Annotated in this window: 17 protein-coding genes and 4 pseudogenes; 8 read left to right on the top strand and 13 right to left on the bottom strand. The window is 72.7% G+C overall.

All coding sequences use genetic code 11. The features are described 5' to 3' along the window. Position 1: 1 nt before the first annotated feature. From AC38ZX_RS08105 to AC38ZX_RS08090, 4 genes and pseudogenes are all read right to left on the bottom strand, one after another. Positions 2-685, bottom strand: a complete 684-nt coding sequence (locus AC38ZX_RS08105) for an EAL domain-containing protein (protein WP_491296927.1) — start codon at positions 683-685, stop codon at positions 2-4. Between the two features lie 137 nt (positions 686-822). Beyond that, positions 823-1,590: pseudogene (locus AC38ZX_RS08100) on the bottom strand (diguanylate cyclase domain-containing protein); the annotation flags it as partial. A 605-nt stretch (positions 1,591-2,195) separates the two neighbouring features. Next, positions 2,196-4,877 (bottom strand): annotated as a pseudogene (locus AC38ZX_RS08095) (FtsK/SpoIIIE family DNA translocase). Positions 4,878-4,941: 64 nt separating this feature from the next. Beyond that, positions 4,942-5,352, bottom strand: coding sequence for a hypothetical protein (locus AC38ZX_RS08090; RefSeq protein ID WP_426595303.1), 411 nt, complete (start codon positions 5,350-5,352; stop codon positions 4,942-4,944). Between the two features lie 74 nt (positions 5,353-5,426). Here AC38ZX_RS08090 and AC38ZX_RS08085 point away from each other — a divergent pair, with 74 nt between their 5' ends. After that, complete coding sequence (locus AC38ZX_RS08085) at positions 5,427-6,026, top strand: TetR/AcrR family transcriptional regulator (protein WP_491296926.1); 600 nt, start codon at positions 5,427-5,429, stop codon at positions 6,024-6,026. Next, a pseudogene (locus AC38ZX_RS08080) lies at positions 6,023-7,136 on the top strand (DNA glycosylase AlkZ-like family protein). The gene AC38ZX_RS08085 and the pseudogene AC38ZX_RS08080 overlap by 4 nt, the downstream one beginning before the upstream one ends. Here AC38ZX_RS08080 and AC38ZX_RS08075 read toward each other — a convergent pair. Further along, positions 7,133-7,924, bottom strand: coding sequence for an MBL fold metallo-hydrolase (locus AC38ZX_RS08075; RefSeq protein WP_491296925.1), 792 nt, complete (start codon positions 7,922-7,924; stop codon positions 7,133-7,135). The pseudogene AC38ZX_RS08080 and the gene AC38ZX_RS08075 sit on opposite strands and share 4 nt — an antisense overlap. Before the next feature lie 70 nt (positions 7,925-7,994). Here AC38ZX_RS08075 and AC38ZX_RS08070 point away from each other — a divergent pair, with 70 nt between their 5' ends. Together AC38ZX_RS08070 and AC38ZX_RS08065 are read left to right on the top strand one after the other, a co-directional pair. Then, positions 7,995-8,954, top strand: coding sequence for a GlxA family transcriptional regulator (locus AC38ZX_RS08070; protein ID WP_491296923.1), 960 nt, complete (start codon positions 7,995-7,997; stop codon positions 8,952-8,954). Between the two features lie 35 nt (positions 8,955-8,989). Further along, on the top strand, positions 8,990-9,904 hold the full coding sequence (locus AC38ZX_RS08065) for a DMT family transporter (protein WP_491296922.1): 915 nt from the start codon (positions 8,990-8,992) through the stop codon (positions 9,902-9,904). Positions 9,905-10,008: 104 nt separating this feature from the next. Here AC38ZX_RS08065 and AC38ZX_RS08060 read toward each other — a convergent pair. From AC38ZX_RS08060 to AC38ZX_RS08035, 6 genes and pseudogenes are all read right to left on the bottom strand, one after another. Then, positions 10,009-11,695: pseudogene (locus AC38ZX_RS08060) on the bottom strand (ribonuclease J). A gap of 16 nt (positions 11,696-11,711) precedes the next feature. Continuing rightward, a complete protein-coding gene (dapA, locus tag AC38ZX_RS08055; protein WP_426595296.1) occupies positions 11,712-12,629 on the bottom strand; it encodes a 4-hydroxy-tetrahydrodipicolinate synthase in 918 nt (305 codons plus the stop codon). Between the two features lie 53 nt (positions 12,630-12,682). Next, positions 12,683-12,991: a hypothetical protein gene (locus tag AC38ZX_RS08050; RefSeq protein ID WP_426595295.1), complete on the bottom strand. Its 309-nt coding sequence runs from the start codon at positions 12,989-12,991 to the stop codon at positions 12,683-12,685. A gap of 2 nt (positions 12,992-12,993) precedes the next feature. Continuing rightward, a complete protein-coding gene (locus tag AC38ZX_RS08045) occupies positions 12,994-14,547 on the bottom strand; it encodes a M6 family metalloprotease domain-containing protein (RefSeq protein WP_491296920.1) in 1,554 nt (517 codons plus the stop codon). 47 nt (positions 14,548-14,594) lie between these two features. Further along, positions 14,595-15,089, bottom strand: a complete 495-nt coding sequence (locus AC38ZX_RS08040; RefSeq protein ID WP_426595293.1) for a dihydrofolate reductase — start codon at positions 15,087-15,089, stop codon at positions 14,595-14,597. Next, positions 15,086-15,892 (bottom strand): thymidylate synthase, encoded by an 807-nt coding sequence (locus AC38ZX_RS08035; RefSeq protein ID WP_491296918.1) that lies wholly within the window; start codon positions 15,890-15,892, stop codon positions 15,086-15,088. The genes AC38ZX_RS08040 and AC38ZX_RS08035 overlap by 4 nt, the downstream gene beginning before the upstream one ends. A gap of 73 nt (positions 15,893-15,965) precedes the next feature. Here AC38ZX_RS08035 and AC38ZX_RS08030 point away from each other — a divergent pair, with 73 nt between their 5' ends. From AC38ZX_RS08030 to AC38ZX_RS08015, 4 genes are read left to right on the top strand one after another with little or no spacing between them, the layout of a single operon-like run. Then, a complete protein-coding gene (locus tag AC38ZX_RS08030) occupies positions 15,966-17,435 on the top strand; it encodes an NAD-dependent succinate-semialdehyde dehydrogenase (protein ID WP_426595291.1) in 1,470 nt (489 codons plus the stop codon). Beyond that, on the top strand, positions 17,422-18,153 hold the full coding sequence (locus AC38ZX_RS08025; protein ID WP_426595290.1) for an AzlC family ABC transporter permease: 732 nt from the start codon (positions 17,422-17,424) through the stop codon (positions 18,151-18,153). Before AC38ZX_RS08030 ends, AC38ZX_RS08025 begins: the two co-directional genes overlap by 14 nt. Further along, positions 18,150-18,470 (top strand): AzlD domain-containing protein, encoded by a 321-nt coding sequence (locus tag AC38ZX_RS08020; protein WP_426595289.1) that lies wholly within the window; start codon positions 18,150-18,152, stop codon positions 18,468-18,470. The genes AC38ZX_RS08025 and AC38ZX_RS08020 overlap by 4 nt, the downstream gene beginning before the upstream one ends. A 47-nt stretch (positions 18,471-18,517) precedes the next feature. Further along, entirely contained in the window at positions 18,518-19,081 is a 564-nt protein-coding gene (locus AC38ZX_RS08015; RefSeq protein ID WP_491296917.1) for a GNAT family N-acetyltransferase, read from the top strand. 4 nt (positions 19,082-19,085) lie between these two features. Here the strand turns inward: AC38ZX_RS08015 and AC38ZX_RS08010 are convergent, their stop codons facing one another. Then, the gene (locus AC38ZX_RS08010; RefSeq protein WP_491296916.1) at positions 19,086-19,376 is read right to left on the bottom strand and encodes a hypothetical protein; all 291 of its coding nucleotides are present in this window, start codon (positions 19,374-19,376) and stop codon (positions 19,086-19,088) included. Positions 19,377-20,032: 656 nt separating this feature from the next. After that, on the bottom strand, positions 20,033-20,440 hold the full coding sequence (locus AC38ZX_RS08005; protein WP_491297335.1) for a hypothetical protein: 408 nt from the start codon (positions 20,438-20,440) through the stop codon (positions 20,033-20,035). Between the last annotated feature and the right edge of the window lie 32 nt (positions 20,441-20,472).

Below are 20,472 nucleotides of genomic sequence, written 5' to 3'. Positions count from 1 at the left end.
CTCAGGTCGAGACGTCGCCCGGCTGCGCCGGCCCGTACAGCCACCCCTGGCCGTACCGCCAGCCGTTGCGGTGCAGGAACTCGGCCTGCTCCTCGTGCTCGATGCCCTCGGCGATGGTCACCATGGCGAGCTCGCGCGCCAGCGCCCCGAGCGCCCGGGCCACCTTGCCGGCGGTCGGGTCCTCGGGGATGCCGGACGTGAACGACATGTCCAGCTTCACGCCCGCGACGGGCAGGTCACGCAGGTAGGACAGCGGGGAGACCCCGGTGCCGAAGTCGTCGAGGAGCACCGGGACCCCGGCGGCGGACATCTGCGTCAGCTCGTGCCGGATGCGGGTGCCGGAGGCCACGAGCGAGGACTCGGTCAGCTCCACGACGACACGACCCGCGGTCAGGCGGTGGCGGGAGATCTCGCCGAGCAGCGTCGTCGCGAACTCGCCGTCGCCGAGCTGGTCGGCCGAGACGTTGACGGAGACCCAGCGGGTCCGGTCGACGGTCGATGCCACCCACTCGACCACGCGGGTGGCCACGAACTGACCGAGCGCCACCGCCATGCCGGCCTCCTGGATGTGCGGCAGGAACGCGGCGGGCAGCAGGAGTCCTCGGTGCGGGTGCTCCCAGCGCACGAGCGCCTCGTACCCGACCACGCGGGAGTCGGCGAGGTCGACGATCGGCTGGTAGTGCACGACGAGCTGGTCCTCGGCCAGCGCGACGGCGAGCTCGCGCTGCACTCCGAGGCGGAGCCGGCGGTCATCGACGGCTCGAACACCTCCGTGCGGCTGCGCCCTGACCCCTTCGCTCGGTAGAGCGCGGCGTCGGCGGCGGCCAGCAGGGCGGGCGCTCCCCCGGCGGCGGTCTCGGGGTCCGCCAGGGCGATGCCGATGCTCGCGGCGACCGTGAGCCGACGGCGACCGACCCGGACCGTCTCCCGCAGCCCGGCGTGCACGGCCTGCGCCACGTCGAACACCGCCCGCGCCGCGTCGAGGTCCTGCACGACCACGACGAACTCGTCGCCGCCGAGGCGCGCGACCGTGCCCCGTCGGGCGGTCGCGGCGCGCAGCACCCCGGCGACGTGCACGAGCACCTCGTCGCCGGCCGCGTGCCCGTAGCGGTCGTTGATCTCCTTGAACCCGTCTAGGTCGCAGGCCAGCACCGCAACCCGGTGCCCGACGCCCGGCTGTTCCAGCACCGACTGCAGGACCTCCTGCAGGAGCGTGCGGTTGGCGAGCCCGGTGAGCGGATCGTGCATCGCGCGGTGGGTGAGCATCTCGGCCTGCAGCCGCGACTCGGTGGAGTCCCGGACCTGCACGACGAAGTGGTCCGGCTGGCCGCTCGGCGTGCGGACCAGGGCGGCGTCGAGGGCGACCCAGACCAGGTGGCCGTCCGCACGCTGATACTTCTTCTCCAGCGAGAACCGGTGCTGGCCGCCGCCGAGGAGCCGGTCGACCTCGAGGCGTTCCGCCGGCCGGCTGTCCGGGGTGCTGAGGTCCTCCATGCGGTATCCGCGCAAGGCGCCGACCGACGTTCCCAGCAGCTCGGCGAACGCAGCGTTCGCCTCGACGATGTGCCAGTCCAGGTCCACCAGCGCCATGCCGATGGGCGCGTTCTCCATGGCGACCCGGAACTGCATCTCGCTGCGGGTCAGCGCGGCCTCCACCTCCCGACGACCGGTGACGTCCACGAGGGTGGTCAGCAGCGCGTCGCCGTCCCCGTCGCCGGCGGGCACGAGCTGGCTGGACACCTGCACCATGCGCGGCTGGGTCCCGTCGGCACCGGCCAGCGCGACCCCGACGAGCACGTGCTCCGCGTCGCCGCCCGCGCGGGCGGCGATGGTGCGATGGCTGAGCACGGACGCGGGGTTCATCGCCAGCCCCTGCTCGTTGAGCAGGACGATCGGCAGGTCCGCGATGGTGTGCCCGATCGAGCTCGCCGCGTCGATGCCGAGGATCTCGGCCGCGCGTTCGGACATGTCGAGGACCTCACCGGCCAGCGACTGGACGAGCACGCCCTCCTTCGTCACGGACTGCAGCGCGTCGTAGCGGTGCCGCAGCTCGCGGCTCAGCGCCAGGAGCGCGTTGGCCCGCCGGACCTCGGCACGCTGCTTGCCCTGCAGGACGAGGACGGCCACCAGGGCGACGACGGCGACGACGGCGATCGCGGTGCTGACCACCTGGACGGCGCCGCCGCCGAGCGGGTTCACCGGCGGTTGCCGGACCAGGGACCGGCGTCCTCCTCCTCGGCGCCGTCGAAGTAGTCCGTGGCGACCGGTGGCTCACCCGGCAGGGCCCCGTCGGGTCCCATCGCGTAGGGGTCGGCGTCCTGCGCGGGTGCGCCGCGCAGCATCGCGAGCGTCGCGGGCAGGTCGTCCGGCTGGACCAGCACCTCGCGCGCCTTGGAACCCTCGGACGGTCCGACGATCTCGCGCGACTCCAGCAGGTCCATCAGCCGCCCGGCCTTCGCGAACCCGACCCGCAGCTTGCGCTGAAGCATCGAGGTGGACCCGAACTGCGTGGTCACCACGAGCTCCGCAGCCTGCAGCAGGAGGTCGAGGTCGTCGCCGATGTCCTCGTCCACCTGCTTCTTGACCGCGACGGCAGCGATGTCCGAGCGGTAGGTCGGCTTGAGCTGCTTCTTGACGTGCTCGACGACGGCGTGGATCTCCGACTCGGAGACCCAGGCGCCCTGCGTGCGCATCGGCTTGGCGGCACCCATCGGCAGGAACAGCGCGTCGCCCTGGCCGATGAGCTTCTCGGCGCCGGGCTGGTCCAGCACGACGCGGGAGTCCGTCAGGGACTCGTCGCGAAGGCCAGACGCGACGGCACGTTGGCCTTGATCAACCCGGTCACGACGTCGACGGACGGCCGCTGCGTGGCGAGCACCAGGTGGATGCCGGCGGCGCGAGCGAGCTGGGTGATGCGCTGGATCGAGGCCTCGACGTCGCGGGGGGCGACCATCATCAGGTCGGCGAGCTCGTCCACGACCACCAGGAGGTACGGGTAGGTCGCGATCTTGCGCTCGGAGCCCGGCAACGGCTTGACCTTGCCCAGACGCACGGCGGCGTTGAAGTCGTCGATGTGCTTGAACCCGAAGTTGGCCAGGTCGTCGTACCGGGCCTCCATCTCGCGCACCACCCACTCGAGGGCCTCGGCGGCCTTCTTCGGGTTCGTGATGATGGGCGTGATCAGGTGCGGGATGCCCTCGTAGACCGTCAGCTCGACGCGCTTGGGGTCGACGAGGACCATGCGGACCTCGTCGGGTGTCGCGCGCATGAGGATCGAGACGATCATCGAGTTCACGAAGCTTCGACTTGCCCGCGCCGGTGGCGCCGGCCACCAGCAGGTGGGGCATCTTGGCGAGGTTGGCGGTGACGTACCCGCCCTCGACGTCCTTGCCGACCCCGATGACCATCGGGTGCTCGGTGCGCTTGGCGGCGCTGGAGCGCAGCACGTCGCCGAGCGAGACGGTCTCGCGGTCGGTGTTCGGGATCTCGATGCCGATCGCAGACTTGCCGGGGATCGGCGACAGGATCCGCACGTCGGCGCTGGCCACCGCGTACGCGATGTTCTTGCTCAGCGCCGTCACGCGCTCGACCTTGACCGCCTGGCCGAGCTCGACCTCGTACCGGGTGACCGTCGGGCCGCGCGTGAAGCCGGTCACCTTGGCGTCGATCTCGAACGACTCGAGCACCATGGTCAGCGACTCGACGACGCGGTCGTTCGCCGCGGAGCGGACCTTGTGCGGGGCGCCCTTGGTGAGCGTCTCGTCCGAGGGCAGCGTGTACAGCACGTCGCCCTCGAGCATCGGCTGCTCGCCGCGGGGCACCGGCGTGGTCTCCGGGGCCGTGATCGGCTTCTTGGCGACGCGCTCGATCGGTTCCGTCACGGGCGCGGCGTCGCGCCGACGCGCGGCCTCCGCCTCGGCCTCGGCGGCGGCGACGACGGCCGCGCGCTCGAACGCCTCGTCCCCGTCGTACTCGTCGAGCCGGGTCTCGTCGGGGTCGTCGACGGCCTCGGCCCGCTTGCGACGTCCCAGCAGCCCCCGCTTCTTGACGGGCGCCTCGGCGTCGTCGACCGCGGTGTGACCGGCGTTGATGACGAGCGGCTCGTCCAGCTCGTCCTGGGGCTCCTCGTCTCGGTGGTTCCCCGTGAGTCGGTCGTACACGCCGCGCAGCCGTGGGATCACCTGGTGCACGGGCGTCTTGGTGACCACCAGCACGCCGAAGAACGCGAGCAGGATCAGCAGGGCGACGGCCACCCCGGGCGTGAGCAGGCTGGCCAGGGGCGTGCCGATCATCAGGCCCACCACGCCGCCGGCGGACCGCAGCGCGGCGAAGTCGTCGGTGCTGGGCAGCCCGGCCCCGACCTGCAGGAGGCCGCAGACGGCGAGCGCGATCGCGGCGAGCCCGATGCCGATGCGACCGTTGGCCTCGACACGGTCCGGGTGCCGCATGAGCCGGATGGCGAGGCCGAGCAGGACGAGCGGCACGGCCACGCCGACCTTGCCGAACGTGCCGGCCACGATGCTGTGCACGACCGTCCCCGCGGTCCCGGACAGGGCCCACCACTCCCGGGCCGCGATGACGATCGCGAGGCCGAGCAGGGTGAACGCGAGACCGTCACGACGGTGGGCCGGGTCGAGGTCCCGCGCACCGCGCCCGACGCGGCGCGCGGTGCCACCGACGAGGTGCGCGCAACCCATCCAGACACCCTTGACCATCCGGATCGGCAGCGCCTGCTTGGGCGGCGGCGGGGTCTTGCGGCCCGACGGTCGCGTCGATCCACCGCCCGACCGGCCGGAGCTGGCGGTGGTCTTGCCCGCGGCGCGCGACGACGTCGACGCACCGGAACGGGCGCCTGAGGTGGACGTACGAGTCGCCATGGTCCTCAAACTAGCCGGGGGCGGCGACGGGACGGCCACCGTCGGGTGCGTGTCGGGGTACGGATCACCCGACAAGCAGCCCGATCCCCAGCGTCGCGACGCCCGCGGCCAGCGCGAACGCGCCGACGCCGAGCAGGGCGACCCATCGGCTGGGCCTCTCGCGACCGCGGCCCATCGCCGAGAAGAAGAAGCCCGCGGGCATGAGGATCGCCGCGATCAGCACGCCGGTCTGCGCGAGCCAGCGCCAGAAGCCGGTGAGCGTGGTGGCCTCCCCCAGCAGCAGGCAGACCAGGCCCAGCGTCACCAGCACGCCCGCGTGCGCGTGCCCGGCGCGGTAGAAGTTCCGCTGGAAGTCGGTGGCCGGCTCGCCGCCGGTCTGAACGCGCAGCAGGAAGGCCCCGCCCGACTCGACGGCGACGACCGTCAGAGCCACGATCCCGGCGGTCGTCCTGGCAGCGTCCGTCAGCTCGATCATGAGTGTCCCCTCGTTTCCGAACACTGTTATAGAACACCGTTCATAAACCACCGTCAACACCTAGACTCACTCTCATGGCCCGGCCCCGCGTCCACGACGACGCCCTGCGACTCCGGCTGCTCGACGAGGCGTCGGCGCTCGTCTCGGCGACCGGCGCCGACTCCCTGACCGTCCGGGAGCTCGCGCGCCGCGCCGGGACCTCGCCGTCGGCGGTGTACTCCCTGTTCGGCGGCCGCGAGGACCTGGTCCGGGCGGTCGGCGACGAGGCGTTCACGCGGTTCGCCCGGTCCCTGAGCGCCGTCCCGCAGACCGGCGACCCGGCGGCGGACCTGCTGAGCCTCGGGCTCGCCTACCGAGAGCACGCTCTGCAGGCTCCGCACTTCTACCGGGTGATGTTCGGGGTGGCGGGCGCGGGCGCCCAGGACGGCACCCGCGGCGCAGCCACGCGGACACCGACGTTCCAGGTGCTCCGGGACGCGGTCGCGGTGGTCCTGGGTCCCGACACCGACCCGGAACCGGCGGCCGTGGGCCTGTGGGCGCTGGTGCACGGGCTCGTCGAGCTCGAGCTGGACGGTCTGCTGCCCACAGACGATCCGCGTGAGCACTACGTCGCGCTGCTGCGGGCGGCCGGCCCGGGCATCCTGACGGTGCCGGGTGGCACGGTAGAGGGATGAAGGTCACCACGTCCCAGGTGCGGCGCTACCGGGTGCATGCGCAGCAGCTCGACCGGGCACCGCGCGCCGACCGGGCGCCCGGTGAGGCCGCCGTGCTCGACCTCGGCGTGCAGGACACCGGCCCGGACGGTGCGCTGTGGGCGCTGACCCTGCGGGGCGTGCCGGTCACGGCCGGCCACTGGCCGCACGAGCTCGCCCTGGCCTGGACCATGCGCGGCGCCCCGCACGCATACCGCCGGGGCGACCTGCGCGACGTCGAGCGCATGCTGCGGCCGTACTCGGAGGCCGACGCCGCCAAGCGCGTGATGAATGCGGCGGGGCCGTTGAAGGCGGCCGGCATCCCGGTCGTCGAGGCCATGGCGGCCACCGCGCGCACGATGCGCGAGGTGGTCACCGAGCCGCTGGCCAAGGGCGAGCTGTCCACCCGCATGACGGCGCAGATGCCGGACGCGTACCTGCGGTGGTGCCCCGCCTGCAACGCCACGCACATGTACGAGATGCCGTTCCGGCTCGCCGCCCTGCACGCCGGCCTCGAGCTTCGAACCGGGCACCTCTCCCCCGGTGGTCCGGCGCATCCCGCACTGGCCCGCGGCCCAGGTGGGGGTGCTCGAGCGGGCCGACGAGGCCGGGGCGCCGGACCCCGTCCGCACCCTGCTGCACCTGGCCGGACCGCTGACCGCGAAGCAGGTAGGCGTCTACTTCGACGTCCCCGTGCGGGACATCCTCGCGAGGTGGCCCGCGGACGCCGTGCCGGTCGACGTCGACGGCACCGAGTCGTACCTCCTCGAGGCCGACACCGAGGCGCTACGCAGCACCACGGACGCCGGCACGGTGCGCCTGCTCGGACCGTACGACCTCTTCCTCAGCACCGGTGACCGCGACGTGGTCGTGCCCGACCGGTCGAGGCACAAGGCGCTGTGGCAGGCGATCGGACGCCCCGGAGCCGTGCTTGCGGGAGCCGAGATCGTCGGCACGTGGCGCCCGCGGGCCCGGGGCGGGACGCTCGGGCTCGAGCTCGACGAGTGGGTCCCGTGGGACGCGGCCACCCGGCGCGCGGTCGAGACCGAGCACGCGCGGCTGGCCACGTTCCGCGGGGTCGAGCCGCGTTAGGCCGAGGCCCGCGCGGCAGCCGTGTCCACGGCGGTCGGCACACCCCGTTCCAGCACGAGCAGCCGGTCTCGGCGGCCACCGGCGACCAGCCGGTCCTCGAGCGCGGTCAGCGGGTCGACGAAGTGCGCCCAGTCGGTGTGGTGGACCGGGATCACCCTCGCGGACGCCAGCAGGTCGACCGCGGCACTGGCCAGCAGCGCGTCGAGGGTCAGCGGCTCGGCCCCGAACCGGCCGACGTTCGCCCCGCCGACGAACAGGACCGCGACGTCGATCGCAGGGAACCGGCGCGCGACGGCCGCGACCACGTCCGCCGAGGCGTTGTCGCCGGACACGTAGACGGTCGGGCTGCCGGCGGCCTGCAGGACGAAGCCCGTGACCGCACCGCTGAGCGCCTCGGCACCCTCCGGTCCGTGCCGCGCGGGCACGGCCGTGACGGTCGCGCCCCCGACGCCTGTGGACTGCCAGGGGCGCAGTCCGACGACGCCCGGGAGGCGCTCCGCCGCGTCGGGGGTGGACAGGACCGTCGGGACGCCGGCGAGCAGGGCGCGGCCGGCGTCGTCGAGGTTGTCGGCGTGCTGGTCGTGGGACAGGAGCACGACATCGACCGGTCCGAGGTCGGCGAGGGCGATGCCCGGGCCGACGAGCTTGGTCAGCGTGGCGCCGCCGGCGACCCGCGGCGGGTACGTGCCGGGCCCGTCGAAGGTGGGGTCGGTCAGGACGGTCAGACCGGCGTAGGTCAGGCGCAAGGTGGGTCCGCCCACCCAGGTGGCGGTGATCGATGTGGTCATGCCTCCAGCGTCGTCGCGTCCGCGATGCGCCGCCAGTGGCCCGGTGGACACCATTCGCTAAGATCAGGCCATGCGCAGCCACGAGGTCGCCGAGGTCGCCGTGCTGGCCTTCCCCGGGATCAGTCCGTTCCACCTGTCCGTGCCGTCCACGGTGCTGACCTCCAGGTCCCGCAGCGCCCCGGTCCCCCGGTACCGGGTGACGGTCTGCGCCGAGGTCCCCGGCGTGGTCCCGACCGACGCGGGCTACGACCTCGTCGTCGAGCATGGCCTGGAGGCCCTCGGGACCGCCGAGACCGTCGTCGTCCCCAGCTGGGACACCGATCGGGAACCGTCCGGAGCGCTCCTCGCCGCCGTCCGGTCGGCGCACGCCCGCGGGGCGCGGGTCGTCGGGCTCTGCCTGGGCTCGTTCGTCGTCGCGGCGGCGGGGCTGGTCGACGGTCGCGAGGTCGCGACGCACTGGTCGGCCGCGCCGGAGCTGGCCCGGCGCACCCCGGCGGCGACCGTGCGGTCGGACGTCCTGTGGTGCGACCTCGGCGACGTGGTCACCTCGGCCGGCGTCGCGGCGGCGCTGGACTGCTGCCTGCACGTGGTCCGCAGCGACCACGGCGCCGCCTATGCCGCCGACCTCGCCCGGAGCCTGGTCCTCGCACCGCACCGCGACGGGAGCCAGGCCCAGTACATCCCCGCCCCGGTGGCCCGCACCGAGGACGGCGACCCCGTCGAGACCGCGATCGCCTGGGCGATCGCGCGCCTCGACCAGCCCCTCGACCTGGACACCTGGGCGGCGAGCGTGCACCAGTCGCGACGCACGTTCACGCGCCGGTTCCGCGCCCGGACCGGCGCTAGTCCCGCGCAGTGGCTCCTGCGGCAGCGGCTCGTGCACGCGCGGGTGCTCCTCGAGTCCACCGACCAGCCGGTCGAGCACGTCGCCACGGCGTCCGGGTTCGGCTCTTCCGCGGCGCTGCGCCAGCACTTCGCGCGCGAGTTCCGCACCAGCCCGCGACGGCACCGGGCGGCGTTCCGGCCGTGAGCGCGGATGTGGGTGGTCGCTCGTAGGGTTGCCGGATGAGCAAGCGCGGCTGGATCCTGCTGTTGTCCGTCGGCGTCATCTGGGGCATCCCGTACCTGCTCATCAAGATCGCCGTGGGAGAGGTCTCGCCGGCGACGGTGGTCTTCGTCCGGACGGGGCTCGGCGCGCTCCTCCTCCTGCCGTTCGCCCTGCGCTCCGGGGGCGTGCGCGTGCTGCGCGGGCACTGGCGTCCGCTCCTGGCGTTCGCCGCCCTCGAGATCATCGGCCCGTGGATCCTGCTGTCCAACGCGGAGACCACCCTGGCCAGCTCGACCACCGGGCTCCTGATCGCGACGGTGCCGATCATCGCAGTCGTGCTCGGGCGGCTCGTCGGTGACCGGCGGCCGGTCGCGGCCGTGCGGTGGATCGGGCTGCTCGTCGGCCTCCTGGGCGTCGGCCTGCTGCTCGGGCCGGGCGAGTCGAGCGGCGGGAGCCCGTGGTCCGTGGCCCAGGTCCTGCTCGCGGCCGTCGGCTACGCGAGCGCGCCGATGATCGCCGACCTGTTCCTGCGCGACGTGCCGGCGATCCCGCTGACCGCGACGTGCCTGGGCGTCACCGCGCTGTTCTACCTGCCGGTCGTGCTGGTCACGGGGCCGCACCCCATGCCGGCCCTGGACGGGGTGCTCGCGCTCGTCGCCCTCGGCGCCGTCTGCACGGCGCTCGCGTTCGTGCTGTTCTTCCGCCTGATCGTCGAGGTCGGCGCGGCCCGCTCGACGCTCGTCGCCTACCTCAACCCGGTCGTCGCCGTCGCGCTCGGCGCCCTCGTCCTGGACGAGGCTGTGACGATCGCGGTCGTCGCGGCCACCGCGCTCATCCTCGTTGGATCGGCCGCGGCCTCGCGCCGGTCGCTCGATCCGGACGCGGGGGCGAGAACGGACGACGCGCCGGCGAGAGCGAGCGACGCGGGCTGATGGACGTCGACGACCTCGCCGTGCCCGCGGACGGCGTCCCACCGGCCTGACCGCACACGGAACGGCTCCGACCCGCGGGTCGGAGCCGTTCGGTCACGGGCGCCTCAGGCCTCGACGACCACCGGGATGATCATCGGGCGGCGGCGCAGCCGGTTGGACACCCAGCGGCCGACCACGCGTCGCATGATCTGCTGCAGGGAGTGGGCGTCGGAGTTGCCGTTGCGCGCCGCCTCCTCGAGGGCCGCCGTCAGCTCGGGAAGGATGTCGTCGAACACCGCATCCTGCTCGGCGAACCCGCGGGCGTGGATCTGCGGGCCGGCCAGCACCTTGCCGTCGGCGGAGCTGACCACGGCGAAGATCGAGATGAAGCCCTCGTCGCCCAGGATCCGGCGGTCCTTCAGCTCGACCTCGGTGATCTCGCCGACGCTCGACCCGTCGACGTAGACGTACCCGCACGGCACGGCGCCGACGATGCTCGCCCGGCCGTTGAACAGGTCGACCACGATGCCGTCCTCGGCGAGCACCACCCGGTCCGCGGGGACACCGGTCTGCACCGCCAGCGCGGCGTTGGCCACGAGGTGCCGGATCTCGCCGTGCACGGGCATGACGTTGCGCGGCTTGAGGATGTTGTAGCAGTACAGGAAGCTCGCCGGCGCTGGCGTGCCCGGAGACGTGCACCTTGGCGTTGCCCGAGTGCACGACCCGGGCGCCGAGCCTGGTCAGGCCGTTGATCACGCGGAAGACGGCGTTCTCGTTCCCGGGGATCAGCGACGACGCCATGATGACGGTGTCGCCGGGTCCGACGGACACCTTGTGGTCGTTGTTCGCGATCCGCGACAGGGCAGCCATCGGCTCACCCTGCGAGCCGGTGCACATGAGCACGATCTCGTCGTCGCGCAGCTGGTCGACCTGCTTGAGGTCGATGAGGACGCCGTCGGGCACGTTGAGGTAGCCCAGGTCGGCGGCGATCCCCATGTTGCGCACCATCGAGCGGCCGACCAGCGCGACCCGACGGTTGTGCGTGTAGGCGGCGTCGAGGACCTGCTGGACGCGGTGCACGTGCGAGGCGAACGACGCGACGATGATCCGCTTGGTGGAGTCGGCGAACACCTGGTCCAGGACCGGCCCGATCCCGCGCTCGGGCGAGACGAAACCGGGCACCTCGGCGTTGGTGGAGTCGACCATGAACAGGTCGACGCCCTTCTCGCCCAGGCGGGCGAACGCGCGCAGGTCGGTGATCCGGCCGTCCATCGGCAGCTGGTCCATCTTGAAGTCGCCGGTGTGCAGCACGGTGCCGGCACCGGTGGTCACCGCCACCGCGAGCGCATCGGGGATCGAGTGGTTCACGGCGATGAACTCGCACTCGAAGGACCCGAACGTCGAGGTGTCGCCCTCGGCCACCACGCGGGTGACCGGCTGGATGCGGTGCTCCTTGAGCTTGGCCTCGATGAACGCGAGCGTCAGGCGGGAGCCGACCAGCGGGATGTCGCGGCGCAGGCGCAGCAGGTACGGGACGGCACCGATGTGGTCCTCGTGACCGTGCGTCAGGACGATCGCCTCGATGTCGTCGAGACGGTCCTTGATGTACTCGAAGTCGGGCAGGATCAGGTCGACGCCGGGCTGGTGGTCCTCGGGGAACAGGACGCCGCAGTCGATGACGAGCAGCCGGCCGGCGTACTCGAGGACGGCCATGTTGCGGCCGACCTCACCGAGCCCTCCCAACGCGACGACGCGCAGGGCGCCGCTGGGCAGAGCCGGCGGCATGGTGAGCTCGGGGTGCGGGTGACTCATGTGTCTCCTGGTGGGATCAGTGCACCGCGACGTCGAGCAGCCCGGCGGCACGGAGGCCGTCACGGATCTGCGCGAGCTCGTCGTCGGACGCGGGGACGAGCGGGAGGCGCACCGTGCGCTCGGGCACGAGGCCGAGCACCTGGAGCGCGGCCTTCGCGGCGACGGCCTGGAAGCCGGCACCGTTGAGTGCGTCGATCGCGGGAATGATCGATCGGAAGATCCGGAGCGCCTGGGCGTGGTCGCCGGCGTCGAACGCGCGGACGGTGTCCGCGAGCTGACGACCGGCTACGTGCCCGGTGACGCTGACGATGCCCACGGCGCCGTGCGCCAGCAGGGTGAGCAGGGCGCTGTCGTCGCCCGAGTACCAGGCCAGCCCGGTGCGCTCGATGGCCTTCGCCGCAGCGAAGATGTCGCCTGATGCGTCCTTCATGGCGACGATCCGGTCGTGCTGCGCGAGCGCGTCGATGGTTGACGCCGCGAACCGGACGCCGGTGCGACCGGGCACGTCGTAGAGCATGACCGGCAGGTCGGTGGCGTCGGCGACCGCCTCGACGTGCCTGCGCACGCCCTCCTGGGACGGCCGCGAGTAGTACGGGCTGACGACGAGCAGGCCGTGCGCACCGGCATCGGCGGCCTGCTCGGCCATCCGGACCGCGTGCGCGGTGTCGTTCGAGCCGGCGCCCGCGACGATCCAGGCGTCGTCGCCGACGGCCGCGACGACGGCGGCCACCAGCTCGGCCTTCTCGGGCGCGTGCGTGGTCGACGCCTCGCCGGTGGTGCCGTTGAGCACCAGGCCGTCGTGCCCTGCCGCGACGAGGTGGCGCGCGAGCTGCACGGCGGTGTCGAGGTCGACCTCGCCGTCCGCCGTGAAGGGGGTGACCATCGCGGTGAGCACGGACCCGAACGGGCGGGCGGGCGTGGCGGGACGCGGCATGGGGCCACGGTACCGCTCCCGGTGAGCCGTCGTCGTTGCCGGTCAGGGACGCGTCAGGACTCCGGCGGCGAGAGCAGCGGCGCCGGCTCGGTGGTGACGAGCCGCACGACGTCCGGACCCGCGAGCGTCGCCTCCCCCGTGACCCGCCAGCCGACGAGGTCCCCGGGGGGCAGCTCGGACCGGCGGGCGCGGACGGTCCACGGTCGGTCGGCCGGCTGGTGCGCGGTGAGCAGGTCGGGCTGCCCCTCGACCGGCGCCGTGCTCTGCACCGCCACGTCCAGCTCGACGAGGTCCGGCCCCTGGTCGCGGACGGCCTGGATGACGCCGACCACCGCGGTGCGGTTCTTCCGGGCAGCGACCACGCTCAACCCGTCGTGCTCGCGTAGAGGTCCTTCAGGCTCTGCGCCTGCTGGACCAGCTGGTTCCCGTCGGTGATCAGGCCGTCGATCAGGGCCTGGATCGCGGCCGTGCCGCCGGTCGGCGGAGTCGCGGAGCTGACCCGCACCGAGACGGTCATCGAGGCGCCGGACGCAGAGATCGCTGACAGGGCCACGCCGGTGTCGGCGTTGGCGAACGACTTGGTGCTCGGCGTCGTCGACCCGTCGACCTTCACGACACCGGCCGAACCCGGGAACGGGTCGCCCGTGTCACCGCCGTTGTGGTTGAGCTCGATGTCCCGCTTGCCGTCGGCCTGCACCAGCCCGACCTTGTAGTGGTTCTCGTCGGTGTTGCCCGGCATCGAGTCGTCGATGTGCCAGAGCAGGAGCCCGAACCCGGGCAGCGCGGCGTCGTAGCCGTCAGCCTGCCGGTTCTCGAGCAGGAAGTACTCCGACCCGCCTGCCCCGTCCTTCCACAGCCGGAAGACCGTGTGCGAGGTCTCGACCGCGGGCACGGTCACCGGCCCGTCGGCGGTGACGTTCGTCGTCGTGACCCAACCCTGGTTCGACTTGCACCACGCGCTCGGGTGAGCCGGCTGCTCGCCCGGCACGGCGCCGTTCCAGGAGCCGCCGGACATCAGGCACCAGTCGCCGATGCCGCCGGAGGAGTAGTCCGTGTCGTACAGGTCGGGGAAGCCGTACAGCAGGTGTCCCAGCTCGTGCGCGCTGACGCCGATCTTGGCGTCCTCGGGGATGGTCAGGTAGCCGTAGATCTTGCTCGAGTCGGCCTTGTAGGCGGTCGCCAGCGTCGACTTGTGCGACCAGATGTCCCCGAGCGCACCCGTCTCCTCGGCGCCCTGGCCGGCGTGGACGACGATGAACGCGTCGACGAACCCGTTGTGGTCGTTGTCGTACGGCGTGAAGTCGACGTCCTTGTTCGCGGCAACGGCCGCGTCGTGCGCCAGGGTGGGCGTGCGGAACGGCGTGCCGTTCTTGCCGACGCCGGAGCCGTTCGCGGCGTACCAGGCGAGCGTGTGGGGCATCCGGTAGGGGCCGACGACCACGCCGTCCAGCTGGATCAGGCCGTTCGTCACCTCGGTGTAGTACTCCTTGACACTCCCGTGCGGCATGGCGCCGGAGGAGAAGAACAGCTTCTCCATCTGCGCCTTCGTCGTCGTCAGGTGCTTGTCGGAGAAGTCGACCAGGACCACGGCCACGCGCACCGTGCCGCGCAGCGGGGCACGGTCACCGGCGGCGCTGCGGATCGCCATGAGCGGCGTGCCCACCGGGAAGTCCTCCGGCGGCACGATGACGCCGTCGTTGAAGCCGACCGGTCGCGGGTCCCGCTCGATGCGCAGGAACGGCGCTGCGCCGTCGGTGAGCGCGGCCGCCTCGTTCGCGCCCTCGAGCGCCCTGGCCCACTGGGCGCGAAGCTGGGGGCTCGGCGGGACCGCGCAGGTCTGGTGCAGCTGATCGTGGGTGAACATCGTCGTGTCTCCCTGCATCGTGGCCGCGTCCCGTCCGACGAGGTCCCTGCTCACATGAGCCTCCCGCGATGCCCTCAGATACGCCAGAGGCGCGGCAGAACTCAGCGACGCACGTAGGACTCGAACCGGTACCGCGTGCCGCCGGCGGTCGAGGTGAGCCAGGTGTCGTCCGGCTCGGTGCGCTTCCAGTCGAGCCGGTCGAGCGTCGGCGCGCGCGTGTCGCCGCCGACGTCGAGGGAGACCAGGGTGCGTTCCACGCGGTGGGCCAGCGGAAGGAAGAGCGCGTAGATCTCGCCGCCCCCCACGACCCACGCGTCCCGGTTCTCGACGAGCCGCAGGGCCTCCTCGAGATCGTGCGCGACGAGCGCGCCCGCGGCCTCGAACAACGGGTCGCGGGTGAGCACGATGTTGTCCCGGTCGGGCAGCGGACGGAACCGCGGCGGCAGTGAGTCCCACGTGCCGCGGCCCATGATGACCGGGTGACCGCGGGTCAGGTCCCGGAAGTGGGCCATGTCCTCGGGCACGTGCCACGGCAGCGTGCCGTCGCGGCCGATGATCCCCGTGGGCGTCTGGGCCCAGATCAGGGTGATCGTCACACGGCCACCGGCGCCTTGATGGCGGGATGGTGCTGGTAGTCGACCACCTCGATGTCCTCGAAGGAGTAGTCGAAGATCGACGCCGCCTTGCGCAGGTTCAGCCGCGGCGCCGGGAAGGGGTCCCTGCTGAGCTGCTCGCGCACCTGGTCGACGTGGTCGTCGTAGATGTGGCAGTCGCCGCCCGTCCACACGAAGTCGCCCACCTCGAGGTCGGCCTGCTGGGCGACCATGTGCGTGAGCAGGGCGTAGGAGGCGATGTTGAACGGGACGCCGAGGAACAGGTCCGCCGACCGCTGGTACAGCTGGCAGGAGAGCCGGCCGTCGGCGACGTAGAACTGGAAGAAAGCGTGGCAGGGCGCCAGGGCCATCGAGGGGATGTCCGCGACGTTCCAGGCCGAGACGATGTGCCGCCGCGAGTCGGGGTCGCGGCGCAGGTTCTCCATGAGCTGCGTGATCTGGTCGATGTGCCCGCCGTCCGGCGTCGGCCAGCTGCGCCACTGCACCCCGTAGACCGGGCCGAGCTCGCCGTCCGGGGCGGCCCACTCGTCCCAGATGGTGACCTTGTTCTCGTGCAGCCAGGCGATGTTGGACTCGCCGCGCAGGAACCAGAGCAGCTCGTAGGCGATCGAACGCAGGTGCACGCGCTTCGTCGTGACCAGCGGGAACCCCTGCGAGAGGTCGAACCGCATCTGGTGACCGAACACGCTCCGGGTGCCCGTCCCCGTCCGGTCCGCCTTCGGGGTGCCCGTCTCCAGGACGAGTCGGAGAAGGTCCTCGTACGGCGTCTCGATCATGGGGGCCATGGTAGGTCGTGGATCCGTCCCACGTACGAGAAGAGAGGTGGTGCGACGCCGCCCGGGGCGCGAGACTGCGGACATGACGCCCTCACTACCGCCCACCGTCGCCGCGCACGTCCCCACCGGGATACTCATTGACGGGGCCTGGCGCCCGGCGGCGAGCGGGAAGACGTTCACCGTCTTCGACCCGGGGACCACGGAGGACCTGTTCGACGTCGCCGACGCGGGTTCGGACGACGCGCTCGACGCACTGACGGCCGCGTCGAACGCCTTCCCGGCCTGGCGTGCGACCGCGCCGCGGGTGCGGTCCGAGCTGCTGCGCGCGGTCTTCGAGACGATCACCGCGCGGACCGAGGACATCGCCGCCCTGGTCACGGCCGAGGGCGGCAAGCCGTTGGCCGAGTCCCGCGCCGAGGTGGCCTACGGCGCCGACTACATCCGGTGGTACGCCGAGCAGGCCGTCCGGTTCGAAGGTCTCGCCCGGCGCGCCCCGTCCGGGGCGAACCACCAGCTGGTCCTGCGGCGCGCGGTCGGGCCGGCCCTGCTGATCACGCCGTGGAACTTCCCGATCGCGATGATCGCGCGCAAGGTGGCCCCCGCGCTGGCCGCGGGGTGCACGGTCGTCATCAAGCCCGCTCAGCTGACCCCGCTGACTACCGCCTACGTCGCGGAGATCGTCCGCGAGGAGCTGGAAGCCCGTGGCCTGCCCACCGGCGTGATCAACGTGGTGCCCTCGGCGTCCGCGCGCAGCATCTCCGGGCCCCTGCTGTCCGACCCGCGCCTGCGCAAGCTGTCGTTCACCGGGTCCACCGAGGTGGGCTCCGCGCTCCTGAAGGCGTCGGCGGACACCGTCCTGCGCACGTCCATGGAGCTCGGGGGCAACGCGCCGTTCCTCGTCTTCGAGGACGCCGACATCGACGCCGCCGTCACCGGCGCCGTGCAGGCCAAGATGCGCAACGCCGGCCAGACCTGCGTCGCCGCCAACCGGTTCCTCGTGCACGCGTCCGTGGCGGAGGAGTTCACCGCCGGGCTGACCGCCGCGTTCGACAAGCTCGTCGTCGGGCACGGCGCCGACGAAGGCGTCACCGTCGGACCCCTCATCGACGAAGCGGCGGTCGACCGGGTCGAGGAGGTCGTCGCCGAGGCGGTCGGCGGCGGCGCGCGCGTGCGGATCGGCGCCGACCGGCCGAACCGCCCCGGCTACTTCTACGCTCCGACCGTCCTGGACCGCGTGTCTGCCGATCTTCGGGTGATCACCGAGGAGACGTTCGGTCCGGTCGCTCCCGTGGTGACGTTCGGCTCCGAGGAGGAGGGCGTCGCCCTGGCGAACTCCACGCCGTTCGGGCTGGTGGCCTACGCCTACACGCGCGACATCGCCCGCGTCATGCGGCTGGCGGAGTCCGTCGACACCGGGATGCTCGGCGTGAACCGAGGCCTGGTCTCCGACGCGAGCGCACCCTTCGGCGGCGTGAAGTCGTCCGGGCTGGGCCGCGAGGGCGGCGAGGCGGGCATCGAGGAGTACCTCGACAGCGTGTATGTCGCGATCTGAGGCGCCCGACGAGCGCGACGTCCCTGCGCGCGCGGCGATCCGGCAGGCCGTCTCCGTCTCGCTGGCCACGGGCCTGTACGGCGTCTCGTTCGGCGCGCTCGCGGTCGCGGCGGGCCTGTCCGTGCCGCAGGCCATGGCGCTCAGCCTGCTGATGTTCTCGGGCGGCTCCCAGTTCGCGTTCATCGGCGTTGTCGGTGCGGGCGGCCTGGCCGGGGCCGCGATCGCGACTGCCGGGCTCCTCGGCGTCCGCAACGGGCTGTACGGACCGCAGGTGTCGCCGCTGCTCGGGGTGCGCGGCTGGCGTCGGCCGCTCGCAGCGCAGCTGACCATCGACGAGTCGACCGCGGTGGCGACGGCTCAACGAGAGCGACGGGCCGCCCGCATCGGCTTCTGGTGGACCGGCGTCGGCGTCTTCGTCCTGTGGAACGCGTTCACGCTGGCCGGCGCCCTCGTCGGCGACGCCCTGGGCGATCCGCGGAAGTACGGTCTGGACGCCGCCGCGGCCGCCGCGTTCCTCGGCCTGGTCTGGCCGCGCGTCACCGGGCCGAACGCCCGCCACGCGCAGCTGGTCGCGGCGGGTTCCGTGCTCGTCGCGCTCGCGGTCACCCCGTTCGTGCCCGCGGGGATCCCGGTGCTGCTCGCCGCGATCGTCGCCATCCTGGCCGGTCTGCTCACGTCGCCGCCGACGCCCGTCAAGACGCAGGAGGCGGCTGCATGAGCCCCGCCGTCACGTGGGTCGCGCTCGTCGTCGCCAGCGCCGTGTGCTTCGGCCTGAAGCTGGCCGGCCACCTCGTGCCCGAGCACTGGCTCGCCCAGCCGCGCGTCGCCCGGACCGCGGCGCTGGTCACCGTCGCGCTGCTGTCCGCACTGGTCGCCGTCCAGGCGTTCACCACCGGCCGCAGCATCGTGATCGACGCCCGGCTGCCGGCGGTGCTCGTCGCCGCGATCGCGCTGGCCCTGCGCGCCCCGTTCATCGTCGTGGTGCTGCTGGCCGCACTGACCGCAGCCGGCCTGCGCGCGCTCGGGATGCCCTGAGCCGGTTAGGGTGACCGGGCCCACCACCCGAGGAGAAGGCAAGCGCGATGCCGCTGTTCACCGAGAACGCCGACGTGTCGGTCCGGCCGGCGGTCCGCGGCGACGAGCACGCGATCGCCCGCATCCAGCTGGACGCCTGGCGGGTGTCGCACGCGGACGTCCTGGGAGGTGCGCTCGACCTGCTCGACGAGGCCGCGATCGAGGCGCAGTGGGCCTCTGCCGTGGCGACTCCCCCGGGCGCCGGCTTCCGGGTGCTGGTCGCGTGCGACGGTCCGACGGTGGTCGGCGTGGTGTCGTTGGCCCCCGTCCCCGCCCCGGAGGGCAGGCCCTTCGACGCGCCGGGCGGCGTGATCCTCACGCTCGAGGTCGAGCCCTCGCAGCAGCGCAGCGGCCACGGGTCCCGGCTGCTGGCGGCCGCCGTCGACACGCTGCGGCAGGACGGCGCGGACCAGGTGCACACCTGGGTCCTGGACGGCGACAGCGCCCGTGCCCAGTTCCTCGCGTCCTCGGGCCTGGGTCCCGACGACGTCGCCCGCGAGCTGGCCTCGGGCGCGCTGCCCGACGGCACGCCGCGCGTGGTCGCCGAGCACCGGTGGTCGGCCTCGATCTGAGCGGTCAGAGGTGCCGGGCGAAGAACCGGACCGCGCTTTCGGCCTCGAACCGCGGCAGATCCTTGTGCCGTCCCGAGTTCACGTGCAACGACTTCTCGCTCGAGGCGAAGGCATCGAACAGCGCAAGACCGTCCTGGCGCGAGATGTGCTCGTCGTCCCACTGCAGGTCGAACTCGATCGGGATGGTGATCTTCTTCGCGTGCTCGGCGAGCTCGTCGGGCCAGTGCTGGCCGAAGACGGCGGCAGTGATCCGAGGTTCGGCGGCCACCAGGGGGACGCCGATCGCCGTTCCCATGTTGATGCCCCAGTAGCCGACCGGACCGCCGGTCCCGATCTCCGCCAGCTGCTGGAGCTTCGCCCAGGGCCGCGCGATACTCGGGCACGGCGAGCTCCGCCAGGTAGGTGTTGTACCGGACGACGATCGGGCCTTCCGGCTCGCCGGCCGCCCGCGCCCGGAACAGATCGGCGATCTCCGCCTCGTCGTGCGCCGAGGGTGGCCTCTCGCCGTGACCGGGGGCGTCGAGGACGGCGACGTGAAAGCCGCAGCCGGTCACCAGGAGGCGGGCACGGCCGACCATCGCCGGGTGCAGCTTGTGGTTGCCGCCGCCGTGTCCCATGAGGACCAGCGGGGCGCGGACGTCGGCCTCCGGCGACCAGAGCACGCCGGGAACGTCGTTCACCGTGAACGAGCGCTGCACCACGCCGTTCGTCGTCGACGCGGCCGTGAGATGGAGCATGGAGCACATGGGTCATGCCTTTCGAGAGGGCCTGGCGTCTCGGCGCTCCCGGCGACCTCTATGTCGATCGTCCCGTCATGGCGGGCAGGGGGAGCACCCACGGGGGTACGGCGGTCATGGGTCCCACCTCCTGCTGCGACGTCACGGGCAACGCGAAGCTATCAGGCACGTCGCGGAACGGCCGATGCCTTTTCCGACCGTCTCCGAGCGGGACTCAGGTCGGTTGTGCTGGACCCTTGTGGAGCCGGCTGGCCGTGCGCAGAGACTCCCGCGCACGGCGCCGGTCCCCCGCCGCGTCGTAGGCGAACGCCAGGTGGTACCAGGAGCGCCAGTCGTCGGGCTCGGCCTCCGCCAGCTCGCGCGCCGGACCGAACGCCTCCCGCGCGGCCGCTCGGTCGATCCGGCCCCCCGGCGAGCGCGGCAGGTCGTCGACCGGCAGCTCGTCGGCGGCGGCGAGCTCGTCGGCCATCCGCTGCACGTCGACGGCGAGCGACCACTCGCGGAACACCAGCCAGACGACGACGACGGGCAGCACCCAGAACGCGATGCCGAGCACGATCCCGACTGGCTCGCCGGTCCGGATCAGGGCCGTGGCGCGGGCGGCGACGAGCCACACGTACAGGCCGAGCAGGGCGGTCAGGAGGACGGCGCCGG

This window comes from Cellulomonas sp. McL0606 (genome assembly GCF_058248365.1).
This window is presented reverse-complemented; position numbering and strand designations above follow the sequence as displayed.

Coding starts and splice junctions, on each gene's coding strand:
- AC38ZX_RS08090 (WP_426595303.1), bottom strand. CDS start 5,352: ATGATCGAGCTGACGGACGCTGCCAGGACGACCGCCGGGATCGTGGCT.
- AC38ZX_RS08085 (WP_491296926.1), top strand. CDS start 5,427: ATGGCCCGGCCCCGCGTCCACGACGACGCCCTGCGACTCCGGCTGCTC.
- AC38ZX_RS08075 (WP_491296925.1), bottom strand. CDS start 7,924: ATGACCACATCGATCACCGCCACCTGGGTGGGCGGACCCACCTTGCGC.
- AC38ZX_RS08070 (WP_491296923.1), top strand. CDS start 7,995: ATGCGCAGCCACGAGGTCGCCGAGGTCGCCGTGCTGGCCTTCCCCGGG.
- AC38ZX_RS08065 (WP_491296922.1), top strand. CDS start 8,990: ATGAGCAAGCGCGGCTGGATCCTGCTGTTGTCCGTCGGCGTCATCTGG.
- dapA (WP_426595296.1), bottom strand. CDS start 12,629: ATGCCGCGTCCCGCCACGCCCGCCCGCCCGTTCGGGTCCGTGCTCACC.
- AC38ZX_RS08035 (WP_491296918.1), bottom strand. CDS start 15,892: ATGGCCCCCATGATCGAGACGCCGTACGAGGACCTTCTCCGACTCGTC.
- AC38ZX_RS08030 (WP_426595291.1), top strand. CDS start 15,966: ATGACGCCCTCACTACCGCCCACCGTCGCCGCGCACGTCCCCACCGGG.
- AC38ZX_RS08025 (WP_426595290.1), top strand. CDS start 17,422: ATGTCGCGATCTGAGGCGCCCGACGAGCGCGACGTCCCTGCGCGCGCG.
- AC38ZX_RS08020 (WP_426595289.1), top strand. CDS start 18,150: ATGAGCCCCGCCGTCACGTGGGTCGCGCTCGTCGTCGCCAGCGCCGTG.
- AC38ZX_RS08015 (WP_491296917.1), top strand. CDS start 18,518: ATGCCGCTGTTCACCGAGAACGCCGACGTGTCGGTCCGGCCGGCGGTC.
- AC38ZX_RS08010 (WP_491296916.1), bottom strand. CDS start 19,376: ATGGGAACGGCGATCGGCGTCCCCCTGGTGGCCGCCGAACCTCGGATC.